Source organism: Catenuloplanes japonicus, assembly GCF_000717135.1.
Classification (GTDB): domain Bacteria; phylum Actinomycetota; class Actinomycetes; order Mycobacteriales; family Micromonosporaceae; genus Catenuloplanes; species Catenuloplanes japonicus.
Window position 1 is genome coordinate 151,536 of record NZ_JNXY01000017.1, and the last position, 25,931, is coordinate 177,466.

The window sequence follows — 25,931 nt, forward strand, 5'->3', positions numbered from 1 at the left end:
GAGGACATGCATTTCGTCGTCCGCACCGTCGACCGGGCCGAGCCGCGGATCATCGCGGAGCTGGGCGCGGCCGGCGTCGCCACCGTCCACGAGGCCGCGGGCCGCATCGGGCTGCTCGGCCCGGCCGTGCGCGCCCGCCAGGCCGGCGCCACGATCGCCGGTTCCGCGATCACCGTCTCCTGCCCGCCCGGCGACAACCTGATGATCCACGCGGCCGTCGAGGTGTGCCGCCCCGGCGACGTCCTGGTCGTCACCACCACGTCGCCGTCCACCGACGGCATGTTCGGCGAGCTGCTGGCCACCTCGCTGCGCGCCCGCGGCGTGCGCGGCCTGGTGATCGACGCGGGCGTGCGCGACCTCGCCGCGCTCGTCGCGATGGGCTTCCCGGTCTGGGCGCGCGCGGTGCACGCCCAGGGCACGGTCAAGGCCGGTCCCGGCTCGGTCAACGTCCCGGTCGTGGCCGCCGGCCAGCTCGTCCGCCCCGGCGACGTCGTGATCGCGGATGACGACGGCGTGCTGACGCTCCCCGCACCCCGGGGCGCCGAGGTCGCCGCCGCCACCACCACCCGCCTGGCCGCCGAGGAGACGAAACGCGCCCGGCTCGCGGACGGTGTGCTCGGCCTCGATCTCTACGATCTGCGCCCCCTGCTGGAGAAGCTCGGTGTGCGCTATGTGGACCGGCTGCCATGAGCATCCCGTGCATGCAGCTACGCGGCGGCAGCTCCAAGGGGCTCTACTTCCTGGCCGCCGACCTGCCCGGCGACCGGGCCGCACGCGACGACCTGCTGTTGCGGATCATGGGTTCGCCGGATCCGCGGCAGATCGACGGGCTCGGCGGCGGGCACCCGCTGACCAGCAAGGTGGCCGTGGTCGGGCCGTGCGCGGACGGCAGCGCGGATGTCGACTACCTGTTCCTCCAGGTCGTCCCGGAGACCGCGACCGTCTCCGACGCGCAGACCTGCGGCAACCTGCTCGCGGGCGTCGGCCCGTTCGCCATCGAGCGCGGCCTGGTCCCGGTGAGGCGCGACCGCACCCCGGTCCGCATCCGGCTGCTCAACCCCGTGATCGCGCACGCGGAGGCGCGCGTCGAGACGCCCGGCGGCCGGGTCCGCTACGACGGCGACACGATCATGGCCGGCACCCCGTTCCCGGCCGCCCCGATCGCGCTGGCCTTCCCCGGCCGTGACACCGCCGTCTTCCCGACCGGCCGCCCGGCGGACCGCTGCGGCGGGCTCACCGTGTCCTGTGTGGATGCCGGCATGCCGGTCGTGCTGGCGCGCGCGGCCGACCTGGGCGTGACCGGCACGGAGAGCCCCGCCGAGCTGGAGAGCGACACGCGGCTGCGCGCCGCGGTCGAGGCGGTGCGCCTGGACGCGGGCCGGCTGATGGGCCTGGGCGACGTGCGCGACGCCACCGTTCCGAAGGTGTCGCTGCTGTCCCCGCCGCGGCACGGCGGCACGGTCGGCACCCGCACGTTCATCCCGCACCGGGTGCACGCCGCGATCGGGGTGCTGGGCGCGGTGTCCGTGGCCGCCGGGGTCCGCGCCGCCGGCACCGTGATGTCGCTGCCCGGCGGCCGCGACGTGCTGATCGAGCACCCGAGTGGCACGTTCGCGGTCTCCATCGACCTCGATCGCGACCGGTTGCGTCGCAGCGAGGTCGTCCGCACCGCTCGCAAACTCGCCGACGGCCTGGTGTGGCCACGTGCGGGAAAGGTGACGTCATGAGCCACGACCCCGACCGCCGCCGGGACATCGCGCACGTCGGCCCGGTCGAGCTGCGCACCCCCGTGCTCGACGAGTCCGCCGACTTCTTCGTCCGCCTGATGGGCCTGCGCGAGGTGCACCGCGACGCCGACTCGGTCTACCTGCACACCTGGGACGACTACCAGTCCTGGACCGTCCGGCTGATCAGGTCCGCGCAGGCCGGCATCGCCCGCACCTACCTGCGCGCGGCCAGCCCGCAGGCCGTCGCCCGGCTGACCGCGCAGCTGACGCCGACGCGCGTGGTCAAGGACGTGCGCGGCCTCGGTGAGGTCACGGTCTTCACCGACCCCGACGGGCACGAGCTCGGCCTCTACTGGGATGTCGACCGCTATCACCCCGACGACGCGGACCGGCCCGCGCTGAAGAATCAGGCCGCCGCCTACCCCGGCCGGGGTGCGAATCTGCGCCGGCTGGACCACATCAACTACCTCGCCGCGGATGTGCCCGGCGTCGCCGCGTTCCTGGCCGGCCCGCTCGGTGCCCGCTGCACCGAGCGGATCGTCAAGGACGACGGCAGCCCGCAGGCGGTCTGGTTCTCGGTCGGCAACAAGACCTACGACCTGGTCTACACGGAGGACTGGACCGGCAGCCGCGGCCGTCTGCACCACATCGCGTTCGCCACGGACACGCGCGAGGAGATCCTGCGCGCGGCCGACGTGTGCCTCGACGCCGGCGTGCACATCGAGACCGGGCCGCACAAACACGCGATCCAGCAGACCTTCTTCCTGTACGTGTGGGAGCCCGGCGGCAACCGCATCGAGCTGTGCAACGCCGGTGCCCGCCTCATCCTCGACCCGGACTGGCCGACGATCAGCTGGACGCGCGAGGAGCGTGCGAAGGGGCAGGCGTGGGGCCTGAAGACGATCGACACGTTCCACACGCACGGCACGCCGGTGGTGCCCTGATGCGCATCGCCGTGCTCGGGCTCGGCGAGGCCGGCGCCGAGATCGCCCGTGACCTGGTCACGGCCGGCGCCGACGTCCGAGGTTACGACCCCGTGCAGGAGCCACCGCCGGGGGTGCGGGCACGCGACGGCGACGCGGATGCGGTGCACGACGCTGACCTGGTCCTGAGCGTGAACAGCGCACACGACGCGCTCCCCGCGCTGGAGGCGTCGCTGGCCGCGCTACGACCCGGCGTGATCTGGGCCGACCTGAACACCACCGCACCCTCGGTGAAGGCCGCGCTCGCCCGGCGGGCCGCGGCACACGACGTGCCGGTGGCCGACGTCGCGTTGATGTCGCCGGTGCCGGGGCGGGGCCTGCGTACCCCCATGCTGGTCTCCGGCTCTGCCGCCGCCGACGTGGCGCGCATCCTGACCGGTCTCGGCGCCGAGGTGACCGTGCAGCCCGGAGCGGCGGGCGAGGCGATCGCGCGCAAGCTGCTGCGCAGCGTGTTCTACAAGGGACTCGCCGCTGCGGTGGTGGAGGCGCTCGCCGCGGCGGAGAAGGCCGGCTGCGAGCCGTGGCTGCGCGCGAACATCGGCGCGGAGCTGGCCGGCTTCGACGCGCGCACGATCGACCGGCTGACCGACGGCACCCACCGGCACGCGCGCCGCCGGGCGGGCGAGATGAGCGCGGCCGCGGCACACCTGGAGGAGCTGGGCGTCCCGCCGAGGATCGCGTCCGCGGCGCGGGACCTGCTGATCGCGCTACGGGACCAGACATGATCATCGACTGTCACGGGCACTACACCACCGCGCTGGCCACGCACACCGCCTGGCGGGAGGCACAGCTGGCGGCCTGGGAGGTCGGGCTGGCGCCGCCGGCGTACCCGGTGATCGACGACGACGAGATCCGCGCCACGATCGAGGCCGGGCAGCTGCGGATGATGGACACGCGCGGCATCGACCTGACGATCTTCTCGCCGCGGGCGTCCGCGATGGGTCACCACGCCGGCGACACGGACACGGGTCTGGCCTGGTCGCGGGCGTGCAACGACCTGGTGGCGCGCGTGGTGGCGCTGTTCCCGGGCAGGTTCGCGGGCGTGTGCCAGCTGCCGCAGAGCCCCGGTGTGCCGATCGGGCGGTCCCTGGCCGAGCTGCGCCGCTGCGTGACCGAGCTGGGGTTCGTCGGCCTCAACCTCAACCCGGACCCGAGCGGCGGGCACTGGACGTCGCCGCCGCTGACCGACCGGGCCTGGTTCCCGCTCTACGAGGTGATGGTGGAGCTGGACGTGCCCGCGATGGTGCACGTCTCCGCCGTGACGAACCGGAATCTGCACGCCACCGGCTCGCACTACCTCAACGCGGACACGGCCGTGTTCATGCAGCTCATGCAGTCCGACCTGTTCCGCACGTTCCCCGGGCTGCGCCTGATCATCCCGCACGGGGGCGGCGCGGTGCCGTACCACTGGGGGCGTTTCCGCGGCCTCGCCGACATGCTGGACCGGCCCGCACCCGCGTCGATGCTCGGGGCGAACGTCTTCTTCGACACCTGCGTCTACCACCAGCCCGGCATCAACCTGCTCTTCGACGTCATCGACCCGGGCGCGATCCTGTTCGGCTCGGAGGCGATCGGCGCGGTCCGCGGCCTCGACCCGCTCACCGGGCACCACTTCGACGACACCCGGAGGTACATCGACGCACACCCCACGCTGGGCCCGGAGGACCGCGACCGGGTGTATGAGCTCAACGCGCGCCGCGTCTATCCACGGCTCGGGTATTCTGCCCCTCATGCCCGCTGAGCAGTCCGTTCCCTCCGCGCGCCAGGAAATCTCGCCGATAGCCGAGGCGCGGGATGCGCTGCGCGAGGCGATCCTGCGGGGTGAGTATCTGCCCGGCGAGCGGCTCGTCGAGGCGCAGCTCTCGGAGCGGTTCCGGGCGAGCCGCTTCACCGTGCGCTCCGCGCTCCAGGATCTGGCCGGCGACGGGCTGGTCGAGATGCAGCGCAACCGCGGCGCTGTGGTGCGCAAGGTGTCGCTGGCCGAGGCCGTGGAGATCACCGAGGTCCGGATGGTGCTGGAGGGCCTGGTCGCCGCGCGCGCCGCCGTCCGGGCCGACGCTGCCCAGGGCGTGGAGCTGGCCGAGATCGGCGCGCAGATGCGGGCGGCCGTGGCGGCCGGCGAGTCCCGCCGTTACAGCGACCTCAACCAGCGCCTGCACGCGCTGATCCGGAGCATCGCCGCGCACCACACCGCGGACGACATCATCGGCACGTTGCACGCCCAGCTGGTCCGCCACCAGTTCATGCTGTCGCTGCTCCCCGGCCGCCCCGAGACCTCCCTCCCCCAGCACGAACGCGTGATCGCCGCGATCCTCGCCCACGACCCGCCCGAGGCCGAGGCCGCCATGCGCGACCACATCTCCAGCGTCATCGACGCCCTCCGCACCATGGACGCCCTCGGCCTCTGACCGCCGCCGGCCGGCCGAAGCCGCGCCGCGTGGGTTTCCCGGACCACTGCGTCAGAAGGCGAAGAACTCCGTGATCGCGCCGGGGGTGTGCAGGTGAGAGGTGGTACGGCCCAGCAGGGCGGGTGACGGGGTACGCCCGGGGATCGTGTGGCCGCCGCCGTGGACCGTGTAGAGCGTGACCGGCGGACGGCCGTCCTCGCGGTAGTCCGTGCGGCTCAGCTCGGCGGTCAGATCGACGGTGGACGGCAAGGCCGCGATCCCGTTGCGCGCGGCGAAATAGGCGGCGGTGTCGGGCGCGGAGAGCAGACTGCCCCCGACCCGGAACAGGAACTGGGCCCACGGAGCCATCGCCCCGCCGGCATACCGCACCAGCGGGTCGCGGGTGCCGTGGATGAGCAGGATCGGCGTGGGCACGAACGGCGCGTCGCCCAGGTCCAGCAGGTTGTCCGGCGCGGGCTGCCCGGCCGCGATGATCGTGGCGCCGGCGAGCAGTCCCGGCCGTTCGTGGAGCAGGCGGATGACCAGGCCGCCGCCGTTGGAGTACCCGGAGGCGTAGACCGGCCGCCCACCGGCCTCGCGCGCGACGACCGCCTCCGCGAACCCGGTGTCGTCGATGTTCTGCCTGCGGGCGGGGAAGCGGCTGTGCAGGCGGGAGTCGTTCCACCGGCGCCGGTAGCCGTCGAGGTAGACCACGGCCGTGCGCTTGATGTCGTCGAACGCGTTGCCGGTGAACGTGCGGTGCGACGCCGCCTGCTGCCCCGACCCGTGGAAGGCGAGCAGCAGCCGGTCGAAGCCGCCCTCCGGCGTGACGACGGTGTAGGTGCGGGTACGCCCGCCCACCTCGATCGAACGATCAGTCATGTCCGTCCCTTTCGCAGGTCAGGAAGTCAGGAAGGAGAGCAGGGCCTGCGCCACCGCGCCCGGCGCCTCGTCGGGCAGGAAGTGTCCGGCGCCCGGGATGATCACGCCGCGGACGTCCGTGGCGACCAGCCGCATGACCTGTTCGACCGCCGCACCGGCCGCGAGCTCGCCGCCGAGCGCGAGCACCGGGATCTCCAGCAGCCCCGCCGCCCGGCACGCGAGCACCTGATCCTCGCTCTCCCCGGCCCGGTAGAACTCGAAGCTGGCGTGCAGCGCGGCCGGGTCACGGAGCGCCTCGACGTAGACGTCCACCGCGGACTGCGGAATCGCGGTCGGAGAGGCGGCCTTCGACGCGAACTGGTGTCCGAAGTAGACCTCCTCGCGCCCGGCCACCATCCGCTCGTTGATGTCGTGCAGCCGGTTGAACGCGAAGTGCCACATGAACTCGTTCATCGCGGGCGGCATGAGCAGCGGCGGCAGCTCGGAGAAGCCGGGCAGGACCGCCTCGCCGACCGCGAGCTTCGTGACGCGGTCGCGGTAGGTGGCGGCGAGCGTGTAGCCGACCATCATCCCGATGTCGTAGCCGGCGACCGCGAACCGCTCGTGGCCGAGCGCGGTCATCAGCCCGGCAAGGTCGCCGGCGAGCGTGGCCGCGTCGTACCCGGTGGCGGGTTTGTCGCTGGCACCGGTCCCGCGCAGGTCGGGTGCGATCACGGTGAAGTGGCGAGCAAGCGAGGGCATGACCAGGCGCCACGTGTACCAGAACTGCGGCCAGCCGTGCACCAGCAGCAGCGGCGGCCCGTCCCCGCCGACGACGGCATGCAGATCAAGACCGTTGACCGCGACGGTACGACTGGCGAAGCCTTCGGGCAGCACAGCGCCTCCAAATTCGGATAACGTATCCGCTTGACCGTAACACAAGACGGATGACCTATCCGGTTATCCTGGTCTCATGACCATGCGCAAGGACGCGGCCCGCAACTGGCAGCTGATCGTCGACACCGGCCGCCGGTTCGTCGACGAGGGCACCCCGATGCAGCTCAACGAGGTCGCGCGCGCCGCCTCCGTGGGCGTCGCCACGGTCTACCGTCACTTCCCCACCGCGGAGGCGCTGCTGGAGACGGTGGCGACGCCGAGCCTGGAGGCGCTGGTCGCTCGCGCGGAGCGCGCGGTCGAGGACGACGACACCTGGCGCGCGTTCTCCGGCCACCTGGTCGCGATGCTGGACGCGCAGCTGGACGACGCGTCGCTGCGGCCCGCGCTCGCGGCCGGCACCCACGTGCTGCCGCACACGTCCGAGCTGCTGGCGCGCCTGCACACGCTGTCCGGCCGGCTGCTCGCGCGCGCCCACGAGGCCGGCGCGGTGCGGCGCGAGGTGACGCAGGCCGACATGCTGCCGCTGATGTGCGGCGTGATCTACGCGGTGGACGTGCACCCGAGCGGCGAGGATCGGCGCGCGGTCTCGCACCGCTATCTCAACATCATGCTGAATGGCCTACGCACCGTGACAGTGCAATAACTTGCTGCAATGATGCTGCGTCATGAGAACACTCACCGTCCTCTGTGCAGTGTCAGCGCTCCTCCTCCCCGCCACCCCGGCCTTCGCGAACGCCGGAACCGTCCAGCTGGTCAGCGTCGCCACCGACGGGACCCGCGGCGACAACCGGACCTACACGGACATCGACGTCGACGGCACCGGCCGGTACGTCGCCTTCACCACCCGCTCGGGCAACCTGTCCCCGGCCGCGCCCACCGGCGGCACGTTCATCCGCGACCTGGACGCCGGCACCACCACGCTCTTCGCCCCGGGCGGCGGGTCCGCGGGCGACCCCTCGTTCGACGCCACCGGCCGCTACCTCGCCTACCTGACCGACGTGGCGCTCGACCCGGCCGACACGGACACCACGGACGACGCCTACGTGACCGACCTGCAGACCGGCGTGGCCACGCTCGCCGGCGCGGACGTGCCCGGCACGGTGTGGCAGGTGCGGCTCAGCGACGACGGCACGCACGTGGCGATGATCGCGGAAGGTGCCGCATACGTGCACGACCTCGCCACCGGCACGACCACGCTGATCGACGGCGCGGCGCACCAGATCGATCTGTCCGCGGACGGCCGGTACGTGGTGTTCAGCACCGCCACGGCCGGCCTGGTCCCGGACGACGTGCCCGAGACGCCCGGCTACGGCATCGGCCCGGACACCGACATCTTCGTCCGCGACCTGCAGACCGGCACGCTCGACCAGGTCACGGTCACCTACACCGGCGGTCAGACCTCGCACTCCGACACCACGGTCTCGATCAGCGGCGACGGCAACCTCGTGGTCTTCGCCTCGGACGAGGACGACATCGTGCCCGGCGACACCAACGTCGGCCGGCACCACCGGGACGCCTACGTCCGGGATCGCGCGGCCGGCACCACCACGAAGGTCAGCCTGAACAACGCCGGCGAGCAGATCGGCTGCATCTGCCACGAGGCGAGGATCAGCGCGGACGGGCGCCATGTCGCGTTCCGCGGGGTGTCCCGTGACCTGACGCCGGACGACACCGAGGCCTGGGGTGACATCTTCGTCCGGGACCTGCTGACCGGCACGAACACGCTGGCCAGCCCGTCCGCCACCGACTCGGACGGGCACAGCGGGTATCCGGCGGTCTCCGCGCACGGCGAGACGGTCGCGTTCGTCTCCGCCGACACCTCGCTGGCCCCGCCGGACGACAACAACCGCGACGACGCGTACGCGTGGCGGCGTTGAGCTCTTCTCAGCCCGCGACCGTGAACACCGGCCAGGCGATCTCCGTGCGCCACGACGCGGCATCGGCCGTGTCGCGCGGGCCGCACAGGTAGTGCTCCCGCACCGGGCCGCCGATCGCGAGCGAGTGCTCGGCGGCCCACCGGCCCAGCCGCCCGTAGGTCACGTCGATCGCGTCGTGCGCGCCCTCGTGCACGGCCACGGCCAGCTCCGCCGCGGGCAGCGTGACCGGGAGGACGCGCCCGCCGGTGGGCGGGACCGCGCTCGGCAGGTAGACCAGCGCGGACCCGCGACCCTCGGTGAACAGCGCGTTGTCGTACACGCCGCCGGGGGTGCCCTGCAACGCCATCGCGTCCAGCTCGGCCATCGCGCCGGAGTACCAGCTCAGCACGTCGCCGAGGTCGACGACCGCCTCGATCGCGGCGACGGTCAGCGGGGGCACGCGGCGCAGCTCCACCGCCACCGGCTCCGGCGCCAGCAGTTGCCGCAGCGACACCACGGCCCGGCGGGTCTGCTCCAGCTGATCCTCCAGCCGCCGCAGGTGGGCCGCGACGATGCGGGCCCGTTCGTCCGGATCCTCGCTGTCCAGCACCCGGCGCACCTCGGCCAGCGGCAGGTCCAGCTCGCGCAGCCGGTGGATCACCTGTGCGTTCGGGATCTGCGCGGGCGTGTAGTAGCGGTACCCGGTCGCCTCGTCCACGCGGTCCGGCACCAGCAGGCCGGAGTCGTGGTAGCGCCGCAGCGTGCGGATGCTCAGGTGGGTGAGCCGGGCGAACTCGCCGACGGTCAGCATCGTCCCAGTCTGACGCCTCTCCCTGAGGGAGGGTCCAGCGCTTGACTTCCCACGTCGCGGGTGGTCGCTTTCCGCATGCTCCCGCGGGCACCGGTCGTCGCCGGCGCTCCTCCCTGCCGGGTCCGTGGGTGGTGCCGGAAACCCCTCCGGGCGCGGCCGAACCTTCGGTTGAATCGCGACAAATGACCCCTACAGATACGCCTAAATATTGACAATCTGCGGCTGTGCACATTGGTGTAGGGTCGGGCTCATGGCGGGGGGAGTCATTCATGATCATCTTAATCACACGGAACGGTTCGCGGCCTACCTTCGGATGCTGAAGAGCCGCAGCGGCTTCGGTTTCACGCAGCTGGGAAAGCTGGCCGGCGTCAGCAGTTCGAGCCTTCATCGATACTGCTCCGGGGCCAGCGTCCCGCAGGACTACCGGATCGTGCTGTCGTTCGCGCGGTCGTGCGGCGCCACCGCGGAGGAGATCCGGCACCTGCACCGGCTGTGGGCCGCGGCCGAGGCGGTCCGCCACACCGAGCCGATCAGCCCGGTCCCGGACGCGGCCCCGGCCGATGTCTCCGAGCAGACCACCGGCACCGGCGGGACGGCCGGCTCGGGCGAGCGGGATTCCGGGACGGCCGGCTCGGGCGAGCGGGCAGCAGGCCCGAGCGCGTCGGCGGGCGGCTCCGATGCGCAAGCGGCCGATTCCGGTTCCGCCGAGCGCCTTACCGGCTCCAGGAGTCCGGCGGCCAGCACGGATGTGCGGGTCACGGCCGATGACAAGCCGGGGCCCGCGGGCGAGACCGCGGAGGCGGCGCCCGCCCGCGAGTCCACAATGGAGTCAGCGTCGCCCGGCAGAACCAGGCGGACACTGCTGCTCGCCGCGGCCGGGGTCGTCGTCGTGCTCGCAGCGACCGCCGGCCTGTTCGCGCTGCGGGGGTCGACGGATCCGCAGCCCGGAAGCTCCGCGCCCGCGGACGACCGGCTGCTGTTCTCCCGCGCCTGCCAGGACCCGGTCAGCATGGGTGAGAACGACGAGTGCGTCCTCGAGGTGCAGACGCTGCTGATCAAGGCGGGCGGAAAGCTGTCCGCGGACAGCGCGTTCGGCCCGGAGACGCTGCGCCGGGTGACCGCGTTCCAGGTGCTGGCCGGGCTGCCGCCGAAGGGCATCGTGGACGACGCCACCAAGAGGGCGCTCTACGACCAGCCGGTGCGCATGGAGACCTGGACGCCGGACCAGGCCGCGGCCCGCATCCGGGCGGTCTTCACCGAGGCGCCGGAGGACGCGGTCACGATCGCCCGGTGCCAGTCGCGGCTCGATCCGCTGCACGTCCTGCCGAACACGAACGGCTCACGGAACTGGGGTCTCTTCCAGATCTCCGACTCCACGCTCGCCCAGCTCGACGGCACGCCGGCGCAGGCGTTCGACCCGGAGTGGAACATCACCGCCGCCCACCGGCTGTGGAGCACCGCGCGCGACTTCCACCACTGGCCGTACTGCGAGGAGACCCTCAAGGCCACCCCGTCCCCGACCGCGAGCTGACGGACGCGCCGGCTGCCGTGCCCCCGTGCGCACGGCAGCCGGCGCGTTCCGGAGACGGTCAGACCGTGCCGTCCTCCCACCACCAGGAGCGGCCGAGGTCGGCCCGGCTGTCCACGTGCTGGTGGTCGACCGTGTACGTCTCCAGGCCGGAGAACCCACAGGTCTCCGCCTTCTGGTAGATCGTCTTGATGCTCACGCCGGAGACCAGCATGTCGGCCGCGGTGCCGTACAGGTGCATGCTGTCGCTGGCCCCGCCGATCTCCGCGTTGTGCGCGATGCTGCGGAACCCGGAGGTGATGGTGACCGCCCGGTCGCCGAGCTTCTTGCGCAGCGCCTCCAACTTATACATGGCACGGCGGACGTTCTCCTTGACCGCGGCCGCGCTGACCTTGCCGCCGTTGAAGTTACCGGCGGACTGGTCGTAGAACTCGCTCCAGTTGAAGTGCGCGGTCGAGCCGTCCGACGACTCCAGGCCGTTCAGCACCGACTGCGTGTTCGGGCCGACGATGCCGTCCGAGCTCAGGCCGTACGCCGTCTGGAAGCGCTTCACGGCCGCGGTGGTCGCCGGGCCGAAGTCGCCGTCGATGACCAGCCGGGTCTGGCTGGCGCTGCCGGTCGGCCAGCCGGCCACCCGGATCTGCAGCTCGGTGACGGCGGCCCCGTTCGCGCCGGCCTGGAGCGTGCCGCCCCAGTTGTAGGCGAACGCGGCGCCGGCGACCAGCGGGGCCGCGGCGATTCCGGCGCCGACGGCGAGCGCGCCGCGCATCAGGGTCCGGCGGTCCACGGCGAAGTCGTGCGAAGACATGTGGCTCCTTCTCGGGTTTTTCAGAATGCGATCTTGAACTTGGTGCCGCGCGCGTCGGTGTCGTTCTGGAGGCCGCGGACCTTGACGATGAACGCGCTGTTGTCCAGCACGTCGGTGGCGATGACGTTCCAGCCCGGTCCGACCGGGATGTTGCCGTTGCTGCACGAGGTGCTGTGCGCGGTGAACACGACGCACGCCATCAGGTACGGGTAGTCCGGATTGACCGTGTCCTCGCCGACCCACAGGTTGATGTCGTTGCAGTACGACGTGGTCCTCAGGCTCCCGCTGGCCGGCACACGCTGGTCCAGGCCGTCCGTGCGGGTGTACGTGCCCGAGACGTTGCCGGTGTGGTCGTAGCAGCTGGCGGCCATCGCGGGTGACGCGGAGGTGATCACCATGGCGGCCGCCATCGGCAGCGTGGCGGCCAGGCCGGCGAGCACTTTCCTCTTGCTGATAACGGGCATGAAGGGTGTCCTCTCGGAGCGCCGGCGACGAACGGCCGGACCGCGTCACCGTGGCAGCCGGGCCGGACGCCGGTCCACGATCAGCGACCGTTCTGGGACGCCCGGTCACGGACGCCCCGGTTCACCAGGCGCGGAGCACCGCGTCCCGGGACGCCGCTGGGATGACCGCGGTCTATCGGCGGTTATCCCACGCCCGTCCCATCCCAGCGGCGTTCGCGCACGTCAGCGGCGTGCCGGCGTCCCGTCGTCCCACAACCGCATCGATCCGTTGCCGGTGTCCCGCGTGCCGCCGCACAGTCCATCGCGGGCGGTCACCCGACCGGCCCACCATCGGAGGCACCTATGAAAGTCAGAGCCCTGGTCGTGCTCGGCCTGGTCATGGCGACGTTGTTCGGCACCGGGACCGCGGCGCAGGCGTTCTCCGCCGCGTTCTTCCCGGCCCAGAACAGCGGCAACCGCGGCGCGAACGTCACCGCGATCCAGTACCTGCTGGTCCAGCACGGCGCGTCGATCACCGTGGACGGTGCGTTCGGGCCGGCCACGAACAGCGCGGTGGCCGCGTTCCAGCGCGGTGCCGGGCTCGACGACGACGGGATCGTCGGGCCGAACACCTGGGCGAAGCTGGTCACCACGGTCCGCAACGGCAGCACCGGTTCGGCCGTGAAGGCGGTCCAGTACCTGCTGAACGCGAAGCGCGGCGCCGGGCTGACCGTGGACGGCGACTTCGGCAGCGGCACGGAGAGCGCGGTGCGCACGTTCCAGTCGCACGCCGGCATCTCGTCCGACGGCGTGGTCGGCCCGGACACCTGGAAGAACCTGGTCTGGCACTACGAGTACCTCGACTTCAGCGCCAACCTGTGCGACCAGGACCCGGACGGCAACGGCAACGCGAACTGGGCCAGTTCGGACGCGGTCGCGCAGCTGGAGACGGCCACGCGCGGCTTCACCGGCAACGGCAAGGTGCCGGTCGGCGACTCCGGCTTCGAGCACGGCGGTGACATTCCCGGCCATGCCTCGCACGAGGCCGGCCTGGACATCGACATCTGGCCGATCCGTACCGACTCCGCGCAGTGCACGGCCGGGCGGATCACCTGGCAGTCGAGCACCTACGACCGGGCCGCGACCCGGGAGCTGGTCAAGGCCGTCCGCGCCGCCGCGCCGGGTCACATCAAGCTCGTCTACTTCAACGACCCGGTGCTGATCAGCGAGGGGCTGACCAGCAGCTACGACAACCACGACAACCACCTGCACATCCGCTACTGCGAGGTCGGCCACCCGAACGCACTGCACAAGTGCTGACGATTCTCACCAACGGGGAGAGCTTCATGCGTTTCACCACCACCCTCCGCCGGGGCGCGACCACCGCGGCCGTGGCGACCGCGGCGCTGCTGGCCTCCGCGGTCCCGGCCGCCGCGGCCGCACCCAGCACACCGGTGTTCGGCACCACCATCGACGCGTACGCCGCCTACGACCCGCAGAACACCTGCGACCCGGTGGCGAAGCCGGGCGTGATCGGCTTCCGCGAGCTGGCGCTGCGCCAGTACCCGAGCACCGGGGACTCCGGCATCGTCCGCTCCTGCACCGGCGACACCGAGGTCACGGAGCACAAGGAAGGCCGGGCCTGGGACTGGACGATCAACGCGGGCAACACCGCGGACCACGCGCGCGCCGATGAGCTGCTGGCCTGGCTGCTGGCCACGGACAGCCGCGGCAACCAGCACGCGAACGCACGCCGGCTGGGCATCATGTATATCATCTTCGATCACCGGATCTGGGGCTCCTACCAGGCCGGGGACGGCTGGCGCACGTACACCGGCAGCAACCCGCACACCGACCACGTGCACTTCAGCTTCAGCCGGGCCGGCGCGGCCAAGCAGACGACCTGGTGGACCCAGGTCGACCAGCCCGCGGCCTGGCCGCGCACCGAGCGCGGCGCGAACGGCGCGAACGTCCAGGTGCTCCAGCACCTGCTGAACGCGGCCGGGCAGAGCATCACGGTCGACGGCGACTTCGGGCCCGCGACCGAGACCGCGGTCAAGGCGTTCCAGTCCGCCAACGGCGCCACCGCGGACGGGATCGTCGGCATGGTCACCTGGTCGAAGCTGCTCAAGCAGGTGTCGCGCGGCAGCCAGGGCAGCGCGGTCAAGGCGGCGCAGGTCGCGCTGAACAAGGGCGGCGCGGGCCTGACCGTGGACGGCGACTTCGGCTCCGGCACGCAGGCCGCGGTGAACGCCTACCAGTCCGCGCACGACCGGACCGCCGGCGGCGTGGTCGACCCGACGCTCTGGCAGCTGCTGATCGCCGGGATCGCGTGATCACGATGGGAGATCTGATGAGGAAGACCTGGACCGCGGCCGCCATGGCCGGTGCGATCGCCGCGGGCGCGCTGGCCGCCGCGCAACCGGCCGCCGCCGCGTCCCCGCACGGCTGCGACTGGCCGCGCGTGTGCTTCTACCTGTACGCCTCGAACTGGAACGCCAACGCGCCGACCGCCGCCTACCAGGATCTCGGCTCCTGGCAGACGCTGGGCTCGCGAAGCCGGTCCTCGGAGTACGTCTACAACTCGCGGGACGACGACGGCGCACGACTGCGGTTCGAGGACGGCTCCGAGCAGTGCCTCAAGCCGAACAGCTACTTCCACCTGCAGCCGGTCTACCAGGCCGGGGCCGTGACCCAGATCAAGATCATGGACTCGCCGTCCTGCTGATCACCCGTTGACCGGCGGTGCTGGGGCGTCGGCCCCCGCCAGGTAGCGCCCCAGCATCGCCACCAGCTCGTTCTCCAGCGCGGACGGCGTCACCTCCGCGCCCGCGCTCACCCAGTGCACCACCAGCTCGACCGTGGTGACCACCAGCTGCGCGGCCGTGGCGGTGTCCGCCACGTGCACCTCGGGATGGTGATCGAGCGCCTCCCGTACCCCCTCGATCTCGGTCTGGTGGAATTCTGCGATCCGGGGCGCGATGTCGGCCCACTGTGGAGCGTGCTCCAGGAACACCCGCAGCAGCTGCGGGTCGTCGCGGTGGTTGTCGACGGCCTGCCGGACGTAGCCGCGCAGCACGTCGGTCAGCGGCGCGGAGGGCGCATCCGCCCACATCTGCCGCGAGACGATGCCGCGGTCGAGGTGCCCGCCGATCAGCTCGGCCAGGATCGCGTCCTTACCGGGGTAGTACTGGTACAGCGAGCCGATCGAGATCCCGGCGCGCTCCGCGATCCGGTTCGTGGTGCCGGCCGCGTAACCGTGCTCGGCGAAAACGTGAGCAGCCGCGTCCAGGATCCGCCGCCGGGTGATCTCCGCCCGCGCCTGCCGCGGCGTTTTCCGAGCCCGCAGGCGCTTGTCGTCCGCGGCCATCATGGGCTCCTGTCCCGCGCGAAAGCGAGTAGTCGGGGAAGCGAGTAATTGCTCATAATAGTGCCATGAGCAGCACTTATATGCATCGGGTCGCGCCCGATGAGGTCCGCGCGCGCATCGGCGAGCCCGACGCGCTCACCCGGATGAAGAAGTTCGGCCACATCGACGCGCACGTGCGCCGGTTCATCGCGCACTCGCCGTTCCTGACCATGGCCACGGCCGACGCGGCCGGGAACGCGGACTGCACGCCGCGCGGCGACTACCCCGGTTTCGCCAAGGTGCTCGACGAGCGCACGCTGGCCATCCCGGACCGGCCCGGCAACAAGCTCGCCGACTCGTTCACCAACCTGGCCGAGAACGACGGCATCGGCCTGCTGTTCCTCATCCCCGGCATGATCGAGACCGTGCGCGTCAACGGCCGCGCCTGGGTCACCGACGAGCCGGACGTGCTCGCGCGCATGCAGACCGAGGCCAGCACGCCGATGCTGGCGATCGTGGTCGAGGTGGCCGAGGTCTACTTCCACTGCGGACGCGCGCTGCTGCGCTCCCGCCTGTGGGACGCGGACAGCCAGGCGCTGGCCGCGGAGGCGCCGACCATGGCGGACGTGGTCGCGGACCTGGTCGGCGGCGACGTCGAGACCATCACGAAGCACGTCCGGGCCGGTTACCGGGAGCTGTTCTGATGGCCGCGCAACAGGCCGTGGTGGCGCGCATCGCACCGGTCGCCGAGGACGTGGTCGCGCTCGACCTGGACGCCGCCGACACGCCGCTTCTCCCCTGGACGCCCGGCGCCCACGTCGACCTCACCCTGCCCAACTGGCTGACCAGGCAATACTCGCTCTGCGGCGACCCGGGCGACGCGACGCGCTACCGGGTCGCGGTCCGCCTCGACCGGCTCAGCCGCGGCGGCTCCGAATACATCCACCGCTTCCTGCGCGCCGGCCGCCCGCTCGCGGTCTCCGCGCCGCGCAACCACTTCGCGCTGACGCCCGCGCCAGGCCACCTGTTCATCGCCGGTGGCATCGGCATCACGCCGTTCCTGTCCATGATGGACGCGATCGACGACGCCCGTCTGATCTACACGGGACGACACCTCGGCGCGATGCCGTTCGCGGCGGACCTGCGCGAGCGGCACGGCGACCGGGTGCGCATCGTGGAGACCGAACGCGACGGGCGGCCCGACCTGCGGCAGGTGGCGGCCGAGCTGGCGCCGGGCACGCTGGTCCACTGCTGCGGCCCGGCCGCGATGACCGATCACGTGCAGAAGATCTTTCCGGGGGTACGCCTGGAGCGGTTCCGGCCGCAGCCGCGCACACACCGGCCGAACGCCGCGTTCGAGGTGCTCTGCGCGCGGTCCGGGCGGACGCTGGCCGTACCCCCGAATCGATCGTTGCTCGATGCGCTCGCCGATGAGGGCGTGGCCGTGGCGTCCGGCTGCCGCGAAGGCGTGTGCGGCAGCTGTGAGCTGCGCGTGCTCGACGGTGAGCCGGAGCACCGCGACGACATCGGCGCGCCGGCCGGCCGGATGTACGCCTGCGTCTCCCGTGCTCTCGGCCCCCGCCTGGTCCTGGATCTGTGAGAGAGGCCCTCCCCCGATGCCTGCCCTGAGGTTCCGCAATCCCGCGTTCCGCACGCTGATCCGCGCCCGCGTCGCCCGCGTCACGCGCCTGACCCCGCACTTCATCACCGTCACGCTGGCGTCCGAGGAGATGGGCGGGTTCGACTACCTCGGTGTCGACCAGGCGGTCCGGCTGTTCTTCCCGCGCCGTGGCCAGGACGGGCTGCGCCTGCCGAACTCGTCCGGCAACAGCTGGATCGCCAAGATCTACCTGATTCCCGCGGCGGTACGCCCGCACGTGCGCAACTACACGATCCGCGCCTGCCGCCCGGACGCCGGCGAACTGGACATCGAGTTCGTGGCGCACGGCGACGACAGCCCGGCCTCCCACTGGGCCACCCACGCGCGGCCGGGTGACGAGGCCGGACTGTTCCCCGAGGGCATCCAGTACCTGCCGCCGGACCCCCGTGTGCCACAGCTGCTGGTCGCGGACGAGAGCGCGGTCCCGGCCGTGCTCAGCATCCTCGACCACGCCCCGGCCGGCCTGCGTGCGTCGGTGTTCCTGGAGGTACCCACGTCGTCCGACATCCGGATTTTTCCCGCTTTAGCGGGTGTCCGGGTGCACTGGCTGCCCCGCGACGGCCGCGGCGGGATTCCGGGCGCGCTCGCGCTGGAGACGGTCCGCGCCGCCGCGCTGCCGCCCGGCGAGTTCTACACGTTCGTCGCCGGCGAGAGCGCGCTGCCCACCGGCCTGCGCCGCCACCTGGTCAACGACCGCGGCCGGCCCCGCTCCTCCGTCACGTGCGTCGGCTACTGGAGGCACGGCCGCGCGTCCCTCGGCTGAGCGCCGTCGACCATTGCGCCGCGAAGGCGTGACAATTGCTCATTCCCTGGCTGCGGTGGGACCTGTTCCCCGGCCGACATTCGGTACCGAGGTCCGGAACCGCCTTGATCCACGGGCACTCTGTGCCCGAAATTTCGCGAAATAGCGACTCCAGCCAACCGCGGCCTCACGCCGACGTCGAAAGCCGGCCGGGAAATCAGGTGCCACCGCGCCGGCGATTGCCGAGCAATACGACACCGGCGGGGCCGATGCGGAGGCGCAGAGTGGCGCAGAGGACCAGGATGCACCGGGCGGCGCCCGAGGATGACGGATCTTCACGCTGCGAGGCGTCACCCCAGGGTGCGGCAGCAACGCTTGATGTGACCCACGCCACTGCTGCCGGTGATCCGTGGGCGGCGCCCGCACCGATCATCAGGGTGTGAGAGCGAGCGATTCCGACGAGGCGCGGCTGCTGCGCCGGATCGCGCACGCGGACCTCGACGCGTTCGACGAGCTGTACCGGCGCACGTCGCCGTGGCTGCTGATGCGGCTGCGGCGGCGCTGCGCCGACGACGGACTGGTCGCGGAGGTGCTGCAGGACACCTACCTGACCGTGTGGCGCGCGGCCGGGTCGTTCGCGACGCTCCGGCCCGGCGACGACGGGCCGCTCGGCTGGCTCTGGACCATCGCAGCCCGCCGCCTCGTCGACGCGCTGCGGCGGCAGGGCCGGCGGCGCGAGACGCCCGCGGACGTGCTGCCCACGCCGCTCGCGCCCGGCGCGGACGAGGAGGCGCTGGCCGGCGCGGTCGGCGACGAGGTCGGGGCCGCGCTGGCCGACCTCGCACCGGAACTGCGCGCCGTGCTGCGCGCGATGGTGTTAGACGGGCTCACGGTCCGGGAGACCGCGGTGCTGCTCGGCCTGCCCGAGGGAACGGTCAAGAGCCGGGCGCGGCGGGCCCGCGCGGCACTACGGGAGGCGCTGTCATGAGCCACGCGACGATCAGGGCCCTCATCGCGTACGCCGGCGGCGACCCCGCCCTCGACGACGCCGCGGTGTGGGCGGTCGAGTCGCACCTGGACGCCTGCGCGCAGTGCCGCGGCCGGCTGGCAGAACTGACCCCGCCACCGGCCCGGGATCTGCTGGACGACGTGCGGGCCACGATCCTGCACGAGGCACGCATCGGGCCGCAGCCGTCCCCGCCGGCTTTCCGGTGGCGGCCCGCCTACCTGTGGGCCGCCTGGTCCGCGCTCGGCTGGGCCGTGCTGGCCGCGACCGCGGTGCTGGTCGCGCTCCTGCTGGACCTGTCCTATCCGGAGAACCCGTCGCTGGTGCTGCTGCTGGCGCCGGTCGCCCCGATCGCCGGGCTCGTGGTCGCCTGGTCGCGGCAGACCGACCCGGGATGGGAGCTCCTGGCCGGGACCGCGCGCGCCGGACCGGAACTGATGCTGCGCCGCACGCTGCTCGTCCTCGCCGCGACGCTGCCGCCGCTCGGGGCCGCGGGCGCGCTGCTGGGCACGTCCCCCTGGCTGTGGCTGCTGCCGTGCCTCACGTTCACGTCCGCGACGCTCTGGCTCGGCAGCCGGATCGGCGTCTCCCGGGCCGCGGCGCTCCTGGCCGGCGGCTGGGCCGGCGTGGTGGTGGCACCGGCGGTGATGACGCTGCGGGTGCCGCTCGCGATCGCACCGGAGGGTGTGCCGGGCTGGGCGGTGGCCGCGGTGATCTGCACGGTGCTCGCGGCGCTGCGTACGGACGGCTTCCTGCGCCTGCGCAGCTGGCAATGACGAGCCGTGGCGGGCGGTAGCGATTCGTCCGCACCGGCTCATGTCCACAAGCGATGATCGAGGGAGACGACAGATGCGCGCCATCAGCGCGGAAGAACTCCGGCCCAGGCTGCACGCCTGGGACGTCGAGGCGGCCGGACTGCGGGTCAAGGCGGGGCGGCACTTCGCCGTGGACGGGCTCGACCTGCGGCTCGGCACCGGCGTGCACGGGCTGCTCGGCCCGAACGGCGCCGGCAAGACCACGCTGATGCGCGCGCTGGCCACCGTGGTCAAGCCGGCCGGCGGCACGCTCTCGCTGCTCGGCGAGGACGCGGACACGGGCGCCCGGTCGCTGCGCGGACTACGCCGCCGGCTCGGCTACCTGCCGCAGCAGTTCGGCTTCTACCCGCGTTTCACCGTGCGCGAGTACGTCGAGTACATGGCCTGGATGCGCGAGGTGCCCGCCCGGGAGATCCCGGCCGCGGCCCAGCGCGCGGTCGAGCGGGTGCGCCTCGCGGACCGGGCCGGCGCCCGGCTGAAGACGCTGTCCGGCGGTATGCTGCGCCGCGTCGGCATCGCCCAGGCGATCGTCAACGACCCGGCGCTGCTGCTGCTCGACGAGCCGACCGTCGGCCTGGACCCGGAGCAGCGCGTCGAGTTCCGCGAGCTGCTGCGCGACCTGGGCACGGACGCCTGCGTGCTGGTCTCCACCCACCTGGTCGAGGACGTGGTGGCCGCCTGCGCCGACGTGGTGCTGATCAACGCGGGCCGGCACGTCTTCCAGGGCACGCCCGCGGACCTGACCCGGCTCGGCGACGAGGGCGGCGCCGGCGACAGCCCGGCCGAGCGCGGCTACTCGCTGCTGCTGCAGCGGCACCGGAACGCCCGATGATGCGGCCGATCCGGATCGAGCTGCGCCGCTCCAACGCCGCGGCCGTGCTGCTGCTGGTGATCGTGCTCGGGGCGGGCAACATCGTCACGTCGTACAGCTGGTGGGCGGGGTACCTGCAACAGTTCCTGCAGACGCTGACCGCCGGCATGTTCGTGCTGGCGCCACTTGCGCTGGCCGGGGGCACCGTCCTCGGACGCCGGGAGATCCGCAACCGGGCGACCGGCCTGATGGACAGCACCGGCCGCCCGCGATGGCAGCGCGCGTTCCCGGCGATGGCCGCGATCGGCCTCGGCTCGGCGGCGGGATATCTGCTGATCCTCGCGGCCGGCGTGATCGTGACCGTGGCGACCGGCGGCTACCTGGGTCCGTGGGGTGTGGCCTGGGCGCTGATCGACGCGCTCATCCTCGCCGGCGCGTCCTGGGTGGGTATCGCGGCGGGCCGGGCCTGGCCCTCGCCGATCCTGCCGCCGGCACTGGCCGTCTCCGCGCTGGTGCTGCAGCTGCTTGCGAGCAACCTCTCGGCCACCCCCACCGGACAGGGGCCGTGGGCCGGGCTGTCGCTGGAGGGCAATCCTGTCCCGGCGACACCGTGGGAGACGCCGACGACCGGCGCGCTGCTCGCCCGCCTGGCCCTGGCCGCCGGGCTGCTGGCAGCCGGCTTCCTGCTGGCGGCGGGCCGCTCGTGGTTCACCCGGGCCGGCGCCGGCGTGGCGCTGGTGGCGGGGCTGGCCGGGGTGGTCCTGATCGCCACCCCCGGGCAGGCCGGCAAGTGGCGGCTGGACCCGGCCGCGCAGCGCCTGGTCTGCACGGACGACGACGGCCCGCAGGTGTGCGTGACCGCCGTGAACGCGTTCATGCTGCCCGAGACGACGCGGGACGCCCGGCGCGCGCTCGCCGCGCTGGCGAAACTGCCGGGCGCGCCGACCCGGGCGGCCGAGGTCCGGATGAACGACGTCGGCAACCACAGCAGCGAGCAGTGGCGCCGCTCCGGGCCGCTCGACGAGCCCGGCACCGTCTACTTCGTCCTGGACCGTGACCCCGTGCGCGGCTGGGATCCGGATCTGACGGAGAACATCGTGCTGGGCGCGGGCACCTTCTACCGCAGCTGCGCCCGGAGCGGCGATCTGCCTTTCGCGGTGGCCGGCGCCTGGCTGTTGGGCACGGACGGCATCGGCTTCTGGACCTACGGCTTCGGCGACGTCTGGGAACCGATCCAGCCGGAGGTCCGCGAGCACCTGCGGCAGCTGCGGGCGATCCCCGAGGCGGAGCAGACGGCCAGGGTGGTCGCCATGCGCGACGCCGCACTCCGCTGCGAGCCCGACCTGCTCCCCTACCTCACCGGCGAGGCGAAACCGTGACGCACCCGCTCCCCCGCACACGGCGCGTCCCGGCTGCGGTGACGCACTGGATCGCGCTGTACCTGCGCGCTCGGCGCGTCCCGGCGGCCGTGGCCACCTCCGTGGGCGCGAGTGCGGTGGTCACGCTCGCGCTGGCCGCGCTCACGGAGCAGGCGGCGGTGCATCCCGGGCTGGCCGCGCTCGCCGCCACGCTGGCGGTGGCGCCGCTCACGTCCACGCTGGCCGGGAACGACGCCGCGCTCGAACGGGCTGTTGCGTGGCCGTGGCCGCCGCGCCGCGTCGCGCACCTGTTGGCCTGTGCCGTGCTGGTCGCCGGGCTGCTGGTCGCGGCGCGGGCGGCCGGTGTCGAGTTCGGCACCACCGGTCAGATCCTGCGCAACGCGGCCGGGCTGGCCGGACTTGCCGGGCTGACCGCCGCGCTGATCGGCGCCTCGCTGGCCTGGCTGCCGGCGGTGGTCTGGGCCGCGGTGCAGAGCCTGATGGGCGGCACCGACGTCACGGCCCCGCGCCAGGCCATGCTCTGGATGGTCCAGCCGTCGGAGAGCCGGCCGGCCGCGCTCACTGCCGGCCTGCTGCTGGCGGCCGGACTGGTCGCCTACGGCCTCCGGGCCGGGCCGCAGCCCACAGCCGCCGAAGCCTCACTGGAGCAGTAACGGCCTCCGGGGCGTCCTCCGGGCGGCATCGGGGACGCCCCGGGGCGGCGCCTGACGAACGGGCGTGGACGGCCGAACGCCATTGACACTGTCACGATGACAGTGTCAGGATGGCGGGCATGTGGACGATGGACGAGCTGCTGGAGCGCGTACGGGAGGCCCTCGCGGCCGAATATCCCGGCGCGCCCAACGGCCGGGTCCGTGAGCTGCCGGATCGGCGGTCCGTGCGGTGGTACACCACGACCGGGCTGGTCGACCGGGCCGCGGCCATGCGCGGGCGCACCGCGCTCTACGGGACGCGGCACCTGCTGCAGATCGTCGCGGTGAAGCGGCGGCAGGCGGAGGGGCACTCGCTGGCGGCGATCCAGGCCGAGCTGGCCGGGGCAACGGATGCGGAATTGGCCGCGCTCGCACGCGTACCCACTGATGTTCTTGTTGGTAGTGACACGCCGCCGGCTGCGGCGCGCCCGCGGTTCTGGGCCACCGCGCCCGCGGCGCCCCTGACGTCAGCGGACCACACACCCGAGTCGCGGGAGGTGGGGGGCGTCGCGCTGGGCGGTGGCGTCTTCCTGCTGCTGCCGGCCCGGCCGGACGCCACCGACCTGGAGGACCTCGCCCACGCCGCCCAGCCGCTGATCGACCTGCTCAAGGCCCGTGGCCTTTACACCGATGGGGGAACTCGATGACCGCACTACCCGTCATGCACATGCCACCGGCCGAGGCCGGCTGCCTGCCGCCGCCGCGCACCGACGCCGGGCTGGGCGCGCTCGGCACGCCCCTCGGCAACCTGCCGCTCACCCGGCTCGACGTGCGGGCCCGGATCAGCGGCCTGGTCGCCACCACCACCGTGACCACCGAGTTCGTCAACGCGTTCGCGGAGCCGCTCGAGGCCACCTACATCTTCCCGCTGCCGGACCGCGCGGCCGTGACCGGCATGACCATGACCGCGGACGGGCGCACGGTCCAGGCCGACCTGCAGGAGCGCGGTGCGGCCCGCGAGGCCTACGACGCCGCGATCAGCGCCGGGCAGCGCGCCTCGATCGCGGAGGAGGACCGGCCGGACGTGTTCACCATGCGGGTCGGGAACATCCTGCCCGGCGAACACGTCACCGTGACACTGTCACTGACCGGGCCGCTGCCGTGGGAGGACGACGCGGCGACGTACCGGTTCCCGCTGGTCGTGGCGCCGCGCTACATCCCGGGCGTCCCGCTGCCGGGCGAGCAGGCCGGCAGCGGCCAGAGCCTGGACACGGACGCGACACCGGACGCCTCCCGGATCACGCCGCCGGTGCTGCTGCCAGGTTTCCCCAGCCCGGTGCGCCTGTCGATCGGCGTGGCCGTGGACACGGCCGGGCTGCCGCTGTCCGAGGTGCGATCCAGCCTGCACACGATCACGCACGACGACGGCGAGATCGCGATCCTGCCGGGCGAGCGGGCGGACCGTGACTTCGTGCTGCGGCTGCCGTACGCGAGCGCGGGCTCCGGCGCGGTCTTCGTGCCGGACACCGGATCGGAGGAGGGCACCTACCAGCTGGTCGTGCTGCCACCGACGGAGACGACCGCGCCCCGGCCCAAGGACGTGGTGCTGCTGCTCGACCGGTCCGGGAGCATGCACGGCTGGAAGATGGTCGCGGCCCGGCGCGCGGCCGCCCGCGTCGTCGACTCGCTCACCACGGCCGACCGGTTCGCGGTGTGCACGTTCGACAACACGATCGAGTGGCCGGCCGACCTCGGCCAGGGCCTGTCCGACGCGACCGACCGCAACCGGTACCGCGCGGTCGAGCACCTGGCCAGGGTGGACGCGCGCGGCGGCACCGAGATCCTGCAACCGCTGCAGGCCGGGCTCCGGCTGCTGACCGACGGCGACGGGCGGGACCGCGTGCTGGTCCTGATCACGGACGGACAGGTGGGCAACGAGGACCAGATCCTCGCCCAGGCAGGATCAATTGCCACGGGGGTACGCATCCACACGGTCGGCATCGACCGCGCGGTGAACGCGGGCTTCCTCGGCCGGCTGGCCGCCACCGGGGCCGGGCGCTGCGAACTGGTGGAGAGCGAGGACCGCCTGGACGACGCGATGGACGTCATTCGCCGCCGCATCGCCGCGCCGCTGGTCACCGGCGTGACCGTCTCCGGTCTTGAGCTCCGCCGACCGGAATCGATCTTCCCGGGCGTACCCCTGGTGGTCTTCGGAAGGTCTTCCGGCCCCGTGCCGTCGACGCTGGTCGTGACCGGCCGCACGCGCGACGACGCCGAGTTCCGGGCCGAGGTGCCGGTACGGCGGTCCGACGACGCCGCGGTGACGGCGCAGTGGGCCCGCGCGCGGCTGCGTGAGCTGGAGGACCGCTACACGATCGGCGAGGTCAACCTTGAGCGGGAGATCGTCGCGACCTCGCTGCGGCACCGGGTGCTGTGCCGCTTCACGGCGTGGCTGGCGGTCGACTCGCGGGTGGTCACCGAGGGCGGTCGGTCGCGTCGCGTGACGCAGCCGGTGGAGTCCCCGTCCGGGTGGGAGTCGTCCGCGCCGGTCCCGCAGGACTTCCGCTCCCGGCGGGCGGCCGCGCCCGCCCGCTATCTGACCGCCGGGGCCCCGCCGCCGGCCGCGGGACGCCCGGGTGGCGACGGCGGCTTCCGCGGGGGCAGTGTGCGGCGTGCCGGCGCGGCCGCGTTCAGTGAGCCGTCCGGTCCCCCGGTCGGCAGCTTCGGCGCCGCCATGGCACCCCCGCCGCCCGCCGCTCCGGCCTCCGCACCCCCGCCGTCCGCGGGTCCGGCCTCGGCACCCCCGCCGCCGCCCTCGTCCGGTGGATACGGGGTGCCCCGTGGAATCGGCGGCCCCGGCCCGTCGCCCGCGATGATGCCGGTCGCCGCCTCCGCCCCCGGCGGTGCTCTCCGCAACGGTCGTGCCGATCTCGTCGAATTCGCCCGCACCGAGGCCGCTCGCCTCCAGCAGGCCGCCCATCTGTCCATCATGGAGCGTCGCGACCTGCTCGACGACCTCGGCACCCGCCTGCACGCCATCCTCACCGGCGTCCAGGAGCACGAGGCCGCCCCGCTGTTCGCCCTGAAGCGCGATCTCCTCAGCGGCATCACCGACCTGCCTGCCCTCTGGTCCGAGGCACTGCGCCTGCTGACCGAGTTCGCCGCCGGCGACTCGGCCGAGACCACCGACCAGGAGCCCACCCGCCGCAAGCCGTTCTGGAAGTAGCGCATCGTCG

28 protein-coding genes are annotated in these 25,931 nt (G+C 72.9%); 22 read left to right on the forward strand and 6 right to left on the reverse strand.

Annotation, left to right across the window (positions count from 1 at the left end):
• Nucleotides 1-6: 6 nt before the first annotated feature.
• The 6 genes from OP04_RS24120 to OP04_RS24145 are packed head-to-tail and all read left to right on the forward strand — an operon-like array spanning nucleotide 7 to nucleotide 5,118.
• Complete coding sequence (locus OP04_RS24120; RefSeq protein WP_033342072.1) at nucleotides 7-690, forward strand: 4-carboxy-4-hydroxy-2-oxoadipate aldolase/oxaloacetate decarboxylase; 684 nt, start codon at nucleotides 7-9, stop codon at nucleotides 688-690.
• Between the two features lie 11 nt (nucleotides 691-701).
• Nucleotides 702-1,727 carry a PrpF domain-containing protein gene (locus OP04_RS24125; RefSeq protein ID WP_198153957.1) on the forward strand — a complete coding sequence of 342 codons (1,026 nt, stop codon included), beginning with the start codon at nucleotides 702-704 and terminating at the stop codon, nucleotides 1,725-1,727.
• Nucleotides 1,724-2,671, forward strand: a complete 948-nt coding sequence (locus OP04_RS24130) for a VOC family protein (RefSeq protein WP_033342074.1) — start codon at nucleotides 1,724-1,726, stop codon at nucleotides 2,669-2,671. The genes OP04_RS24125 and OP04_RS24130 overlap by 4 nt, the downstream gene beginning before the upstream one ends.
• Nucleotides 2,671-3,435: an NAD(P)-dependent oxidoreductase gene (locus OP04_RS24135; RefSeq protein ID WP_033342075.1), complete on the forward strand. Its 765-nt coding sequence runs from the start codon at nucleotides 2,671-2,673 to the stop codon at nucleotides 3,433-3,435. The genes OP04_RS24130 and OP04_RS24135 overlap by 1 nt, the downstream gene beginning before the upstream one ends.
• Entirely contained in the window at nucleotides 3,432-4,451 is a 1,020-nt protein-coding gene (locus OP04_RS24140) for an amidohydrolase family protein (RefSeq protein ID WP_033342076.1), read from the forward strand. The genes OP04_RS24135 and OP04_RS24140 overlap by 4 nt, the downstream gene beginning before the upstream one ends.
• Nucleotides 4,441-5,118: a GntR family transcriptional regulator gene (locus OP04_RS24145; protein WP_033342077.1), complete on the forward strand. Its 678-nt coding sequence runs from the start codon at nucleotides 4,441-4,443 to the stop codon at nucleotides 5,116-5,118. The genes OP04_RS24140 and OP04_RS24145 overlap by 11 nt, the downstream gene beginning before the upstream one ends.
• A 51-nt stretch (nucleotides 5,119-5,169) precedes the next feature.
• Here OP04_RS24145 and OP04_RS24150 read toward each other — a convergent pair whose 3' ends face one another.
• Together OP04_RS24150 and OP04_RS24155 are read right to left on the reverse strand one after the other, a co-directional pair.
• Complete coding sequence (locus tag OP04_RS24150; RefSeq protein ID WP_033342078.1) at nucleotides 5,170-5,979, reverse strand: alpha/beta hydrolase family esterase; 810 nt, start codon at nucleotides 5,977-5,979, stop codon at nucleotides 5,170-5,172.
• 18 nt (nucleotides 5,980-5,997) lie between these two features.
• Nucleotides 5,998-6,855, reverse strand: a complete 858-nt coding sequence (locus OP04_RS24155) for an alpha/beta fold hydrolase (protein ID WP_033342079.1) — start codon at nucleotides 6,853-6,855, stop codon at nucleotides 5,998-6,000.
• Nucleotides 6,856-6,931: 76 nt separating this feature from the next.
• Between OP04_RS24155 and OP04_RS24160 the strand changes: the two genes are divergently transcribed.
• Both OP04_RS24160 and OP04_RS24165 read left to right on the forward strand, forming a co-directional pair.
• Nucleotides 6,932-7,498, forward strand: coding sequence for a TetR/AcrR family transcriptional regulator (locus tag OP04_RS24160; RefSeq protein ID WP_033342080.1), 567 nt, complete (start codon nucleotides 6,932-6,934; stop codon nucleotides 7,496-7,498).
• Between the two features lie 22 nt (nucleotides 7,499-7,520).
• Nucleotides 7,521-8,732, forward strand: coding sequence for an LpqB family beta-propeller domain-containing protein (locus OP04_RS24165; RefSeq protein ID WP_157240255.1), 1,212 nt, complete (start codon nucleotides 7,521-7,523; stop codon nucleotides 8,730-8,732).
• Nucleotides 8,733-8,739: 7 nt separating this feature from the next.
• Here OP04_RS24165 and OP04_RS24170 read toward each other — a convergent pair whose 3' ends face one another.
• Entirely contained in the window at nucleotides 8,740-9,522 is a 783-nt protein-coding gene (locus OP04_RS24170; RefSeq protein WP_033342082.1) for a MerR family transcriptional regulator, read from the reverse strand.
• Between the two features lie 250 nt (nucleotides 9,523-9,772).
• Between OP04_RS24170 and OP04_RS24175 the strand changes: the two genes are divergently transcribed.
• The gene (locus OP04_RS24175) at nucleotides 9,773-11,053 is read left to right on the forward strand and encodes a helix-turn-helix domain-containing protein (protein ID WP_063746675.1); all 1,281 of its coding nucleotides are present in this window, start codon (nucleotides 9,773-9,775) and stop codon (nucleotides 11,051-11,053) included.
• Between the two features lie 58 nt (nucleotides 11,054-11,111).
• Here OP04_RS24175 and OP04_RS24180 read toward each other — a convergent pair whose 3' ends face one another.
• Entirely contained in the window at nucleotides 11,112-11,858 is a 747-nt protein-coding gene (locus OP04_RS24180; protein ID WP_033342084.1) for a D-Ala-D-Ala carboxypeptidase family metallohydrolase, read from the reverse strand.
• Between the two features lie 20 nt (nucleotides 11,859-11,878).
• Entirely contained in the window at nucleotides 11,879-12,322 is a 444-nt protein-coding gene (locus OP04_RS24185; protein ID WP_157240256.1) for a hypothetical protein, read from the reverse strand.
• Nucleotides 12,323-12,664: 342 nt separating this feature from the next.
• On the opposite strand from OP04_RS24185, the gene OP04_RS24190 reads away from it, so the two are divergent.
• The 3 genes from OP04_RS24190 to OP04_RS24200 are packed head-to-tail and all read left to right on the forward strand — an operon-like array spanning nucleotide 12,665 to nucleotide 15,029.
• Nucleotides 12,665-13,621 (forward strand): penicillin-insensitive murein endopeptidase, encoded by a 957-nt coding sequence (locus OP04_RS24190; RefSeq protein WP_033342086.1) that lies wholly within the window; start codon nucleotides 12,665-12,667, stop codon nucleotides 13,619-13,621.
• A gap of 26 nt (nucleotides 13,622-13,647) precedes the next feature.
• Entirely contained in the window at nucleotides 13,648-14,637 is a 990-nt protein-coding gene (locus OP04_RS50040; RefSeq protein WP_157240258.1) for a peptidoglycan-binding domain-containing protein, read from the forward strand.
• A gap of 17 nt (nucleotides 14,638-14,654) precedes the next feature.
• Nucleotides 14,655-15,029, forward strand: coding sequence for a hypothetical protein (locus tag OP04_RS24200; protein ID WP_157240260.1), 375 nt, complete (start codon nucleotides 14,655-14,657; stop codon nucleotides 15,027-15,029).
• Here OP04_RS24200 and OP04_RS24205 read toward each other — a convergent pair whose 3' ends face one another.
• On the reverse strand, nucleotides 15,030-15,674 hold the full coding sequence (locus tag OP04_RS24205) for a TetR/AcrR family transcriptional regulator (RefSeq protein WP_232323721.1): 645 nt from the start codon (nucleotides 15,672-15,674) through the stop codon (nucleotides 15,030-15,032).
• Nucleotides 15,675-15,736: 62 nt separating this feature from the next.
• Here OP04_RS24205 and OP04_RS24210 point away from each other — a divergent pair, with 62 nt between their 5' ends.
• The 10 genes from OP04_RS24210 (at nucleotide 15,737) to OP04_RS24255 (ending at nucleotide 25,921) form a co-directional block, all read left to right on the forward strand.
• On the forward strand, nucleotides 15,737-16,354 hold the full coding sequence (locus tag OP04_RS24210) for an MSMEG_1061 family FMN-dependent PPOX-type flavoprotein (RefSeq protein ID WP_033342088.1): 618 nt from the start codon (nucleotides 15,737-15,739) through the stop codon (nucleotides 16,352-16,354).
• The gene (locus OP04_RS24215) at nucleotides 16,354-17,250 is read left to right on the forward strand and encodes a PDR/VanB family oxidoreductase (protein WP_033342089.1); all 897 of its coding nucleotides are present in this window, start codon (nucleotides 16,354-16,356) and stop codon (nucleotides 17,248-17,250) included. Before OP04_RS24210 ends, OP04_RS24215 begins: the two co-directional genes overlap by 1 nt.
• A gap of 16 nt (nucleotides 17,251-17,266) precedes the next feature.
• On the forward strand, nucleotides 17,267-18,073 hold the full coding sequence (locus OP04_RS24220; protein WP_198153958.1) for a siderophore-interacting protein: 807 nt from the start codon (nucleotides 17,267-17,269) through the stop codon (nucleotides 18,071-18,073).
• Nucleotides 18,074-18,491: 418 nt separating this feature from the next.
• A complete protein-coding gene (locus tag OP04_RS24225) occupies nucleotides 18,492-19,040 on the forward strand; it encodes an RNA polymerase sigma factor (RefSeq protein ID WP_033342178.1) in 549 nt (182 codons plus the stop codon).
• The gene (locus tag OP04_RS24230) at nucleotides 19,037-19,834 is read left to right on the forward strand and encodes an anti-sigma factor (protein ID WP_033342090.1); all 798 of its coding nucleotides are present in this window, start codon (nucleotides 19,037-19,039) and stop codon (nucleotides 19,832-19,834) included. The genes OP04_RS24225 and OP04_RS24230 overlap by 4 nt, the downstream gene beginning before the upstream one ends.
• Before the next feature lie 73 nt (nucleotides 19,835-19,907).
• Entirely contained in the window at nucleotides 19,908-20,705 is a 798-nt protein-coding gene (locus OP04_RS24235; protein WP_033342091.1) for an ATP-binding cassette domain-containing protein, read from the forward strand.
• Entirely contained in the window at nucleotides 20,702-22,063 is a 1,362-nt protein-coding gene (locus OP04_RS24240) for an ABC transporter permease (RefSeq protein ID WP_033342092.1), read from the forward strand. Before OP04_RS24235 ends, OP04_RS24240 begins: the two co-directional genes overlap by 4 nt.
• On the forward strand, nucleotides 22,060-22,716 hold the full coding sequence (locus OP04_RS24245; protein ID WP_232323722.1) for a hypothetical protein: 657 nt from the start codon (nucleotides 22,060-22,062) through the stop codon (nucleotides 22,714-22,716). The genes OP04_RS24240 and OP04_RS24245 overlap by 4 nt, the downstream gene beginning before the upstream one ends.
• 119 nt (nucleotides 22,717-22,835) lie before the next feature.
• Nucleotides 22,836-23,402 (forward strand): MerR family transcriptional regulator, encoded by a 567-nt coding sequence (locus OP04_RS24250; protein ID WP_051798880.1) that lies wholly within the window; start codon nucleotides 22,836-22,838, stop codon nucleotides 23,400-23,402.
• The gene (locus OP04_RS24255) at nucleotides 23,399-25,921 is read left to right on the forward strand and encodes a VIT domain-containing protein (RefSeq protein WP_033342094.1); all 2,523 of its coding nucleotides are present in this window, start codon (nucleotides 23,399-23,401) and stop codon (nucleotides 25,919-25,921) included. The genes OP04_RS24250 and OP04_RS24255 overlap by 4 nt, the downstream gene beginning before the upstream one ends.
• Nucleotides 25,922-25,931 lie beyond the last annotated feature (10 nt).

Bases quoted from the DNA above. Each gene is read 5' to 3' on its own strand.
- OP04_RS24165 (WP_157240255.1), top strand. From the start codon at position 7,521: ATGAGAACACTCACCGTCCTCTGTGCAGTGTCAGCGCTCCTCCTCCCC.
- OP04_RS24135 (WP_033342075.1), top strand. From the start codon at position 2,671: ATGCGCATCGCCGTGCTCGGGCTCGGCGAGGCCGGCGCCGAGATCGCC.
- OP04_RS24220 (WP_198153958.1), top strand. From the start codon at position 17,267: ATGCCTGCCCTGAGGTTCCGCAATCCCGCGTTCCGCACGCTGATCCGC.
- OP04_RS24240 (WP_033342092.1), top strand. From the start codon at position 20,702: ATGATGCGGCCGATCCGGATCGAGCTGCGCCGCTCCAACGCCGCGGCC.
- OP04_RS24150 (WP_033342078.1), bottom strand. From the start codon at position 5,979: ATGACTGATCGTTCGATCGAGGTGGGCGGGCGTACCCGCACCTACACC.
- OP04_RS24145 (WP_033342077.1), top strand. From the start codon at position 4,441: ATGCCCGCTGAGCAGTCCGTTCCCTCCGCGCGCCAGGAAATCTCGCCG.
- OP04_RS24190 (WP_033342086.1), top strand. From the start codon at position 12,665: ATGAAAGTCAGAGCCCTGGTCGTGCTCGGCCTGGTCATGGCGACGTTG.
- OP04_RS24230 (WP_033342090.1), top strand. From the start codon at position 19,037: ATGAGCCACGCGACGATCAGGGCCCTCATCGCGTACGCCGGCGGCGAC.
- OP04_RS24120 (WP_033342072.1), top strand. From the start codon at position 7: ATGCATTTCGTCGTCCGCACCGTCGACCGGGCCGAGCCGCGGATCATC.
- OP04_RS24210 (WP_033342088.1), top strand. From the start codon at position 15,737: ATGAGCAGCACTTATATGCATCGGGTCGCGCCCGATGAGGTCCGCGCG.
- OP04_RS24200 (WP_157240260.1), top strand. From the start codon at position 14,655: ATGAGGAAGACCTGGACCGCGGCCGCCATGGCCGGTGCGATCGCCGCG.
- OP04_RS24250 (WP_051798880.1), top strand. From the start codon at position 22,836: ATGTGGACGATGGACGAGCTGCTGGAGCGCGTACGGGAGGCCCTCGCG.
- OP04_RS24235 (WP_033342091.1), top strand. From the start codon at position 19,908: ATGCGCGCCATCAGCGCGGAAGAACTCCGGCCCAGGCTGCACGCCTGG.
- OP04_RS24140 (WP_033342076.1), top strand. From the start codon at position 3,432: ATGATCATCGACTGTCACGGGCACTACACCACCGCGCTGGCCACGCAC.
- OP04_RS24185 (WP_157240256.1), bottom strand. From the start codon at position 12,322: ATGCCCGTTATCAGCAAGAGGAAAGTGCTCGCCGGCCTGGCCGCCACG.
- OP04_RS24215 (WP_033342089.1), top strand. From the start codon at position 16,354: ATGGCCGCGCAACAGGCCGTGGTGGCGCGCATCGCACCGGTCGCCGAG.
- OP04_RS24180 (WP_033342084.1), bottom strand. From the start codon at position 11,858: ATGTCTTCGCACGACTTCGCCGTGGACCGCCGGACCCTGATGCGCGGC.
- OP04_RS50040 (WP_157240258.1), top strand. From the start codon at position 13,648: ATGCGTTTCACCACCACCCTCCGCCGGGGCGCGACCACCGCGGCCGTG.
- OP04_RS24175 (WP_063746675.1), top strand. From the start codon at position 9,773: ATGGCGGGGGGAGTCATTCATGATCATCTTAATCACACGGAACGGTTC.
- OP04_RS24205 (WP_232323721.1), bottom strand. From the start codon at position 15,674: ATGATGGCCGCGGACGACAAGCGCCTGCGGGCTCGGAAAACGCCGCGG.
- OP04_RS24255 (WP_033342094.1), top strand. From the start codon at position 23,399: ATGACCGCACTACCCGTCATGCACATGCCACCGGCCGAGGCCGGCTGC.
- OP04_RS24160 (WP_033342080.1), top strand. From the start codon at position 6,932: ATGACCATGCGCAAGGACGCGGCCCGCAACTGGCAGCTGATCGTCGAC.
- OP04_RS24130 (WP_033342074.1), top strand. From the start codon at position 1,724: ATGAGCCACGACCCCGACCGCCGCCGGGACATCGCGCACGTCGGCCCG.
- OP04_RS24125 (WP_198153957.1), top strand. From the start codon at position 702: ATGCAGCTACGCGGCGGCAGCTCCAAGGGGCTCTACTTCCTGGCCGCC.
- OP04_RS24170 (WP_033342082.1), bottom strand. From the start codon at position 9,522: ATGCTGACCGTCGGCGAGTTCGCCCGGCTCACCCACCTGAGCATCCGC.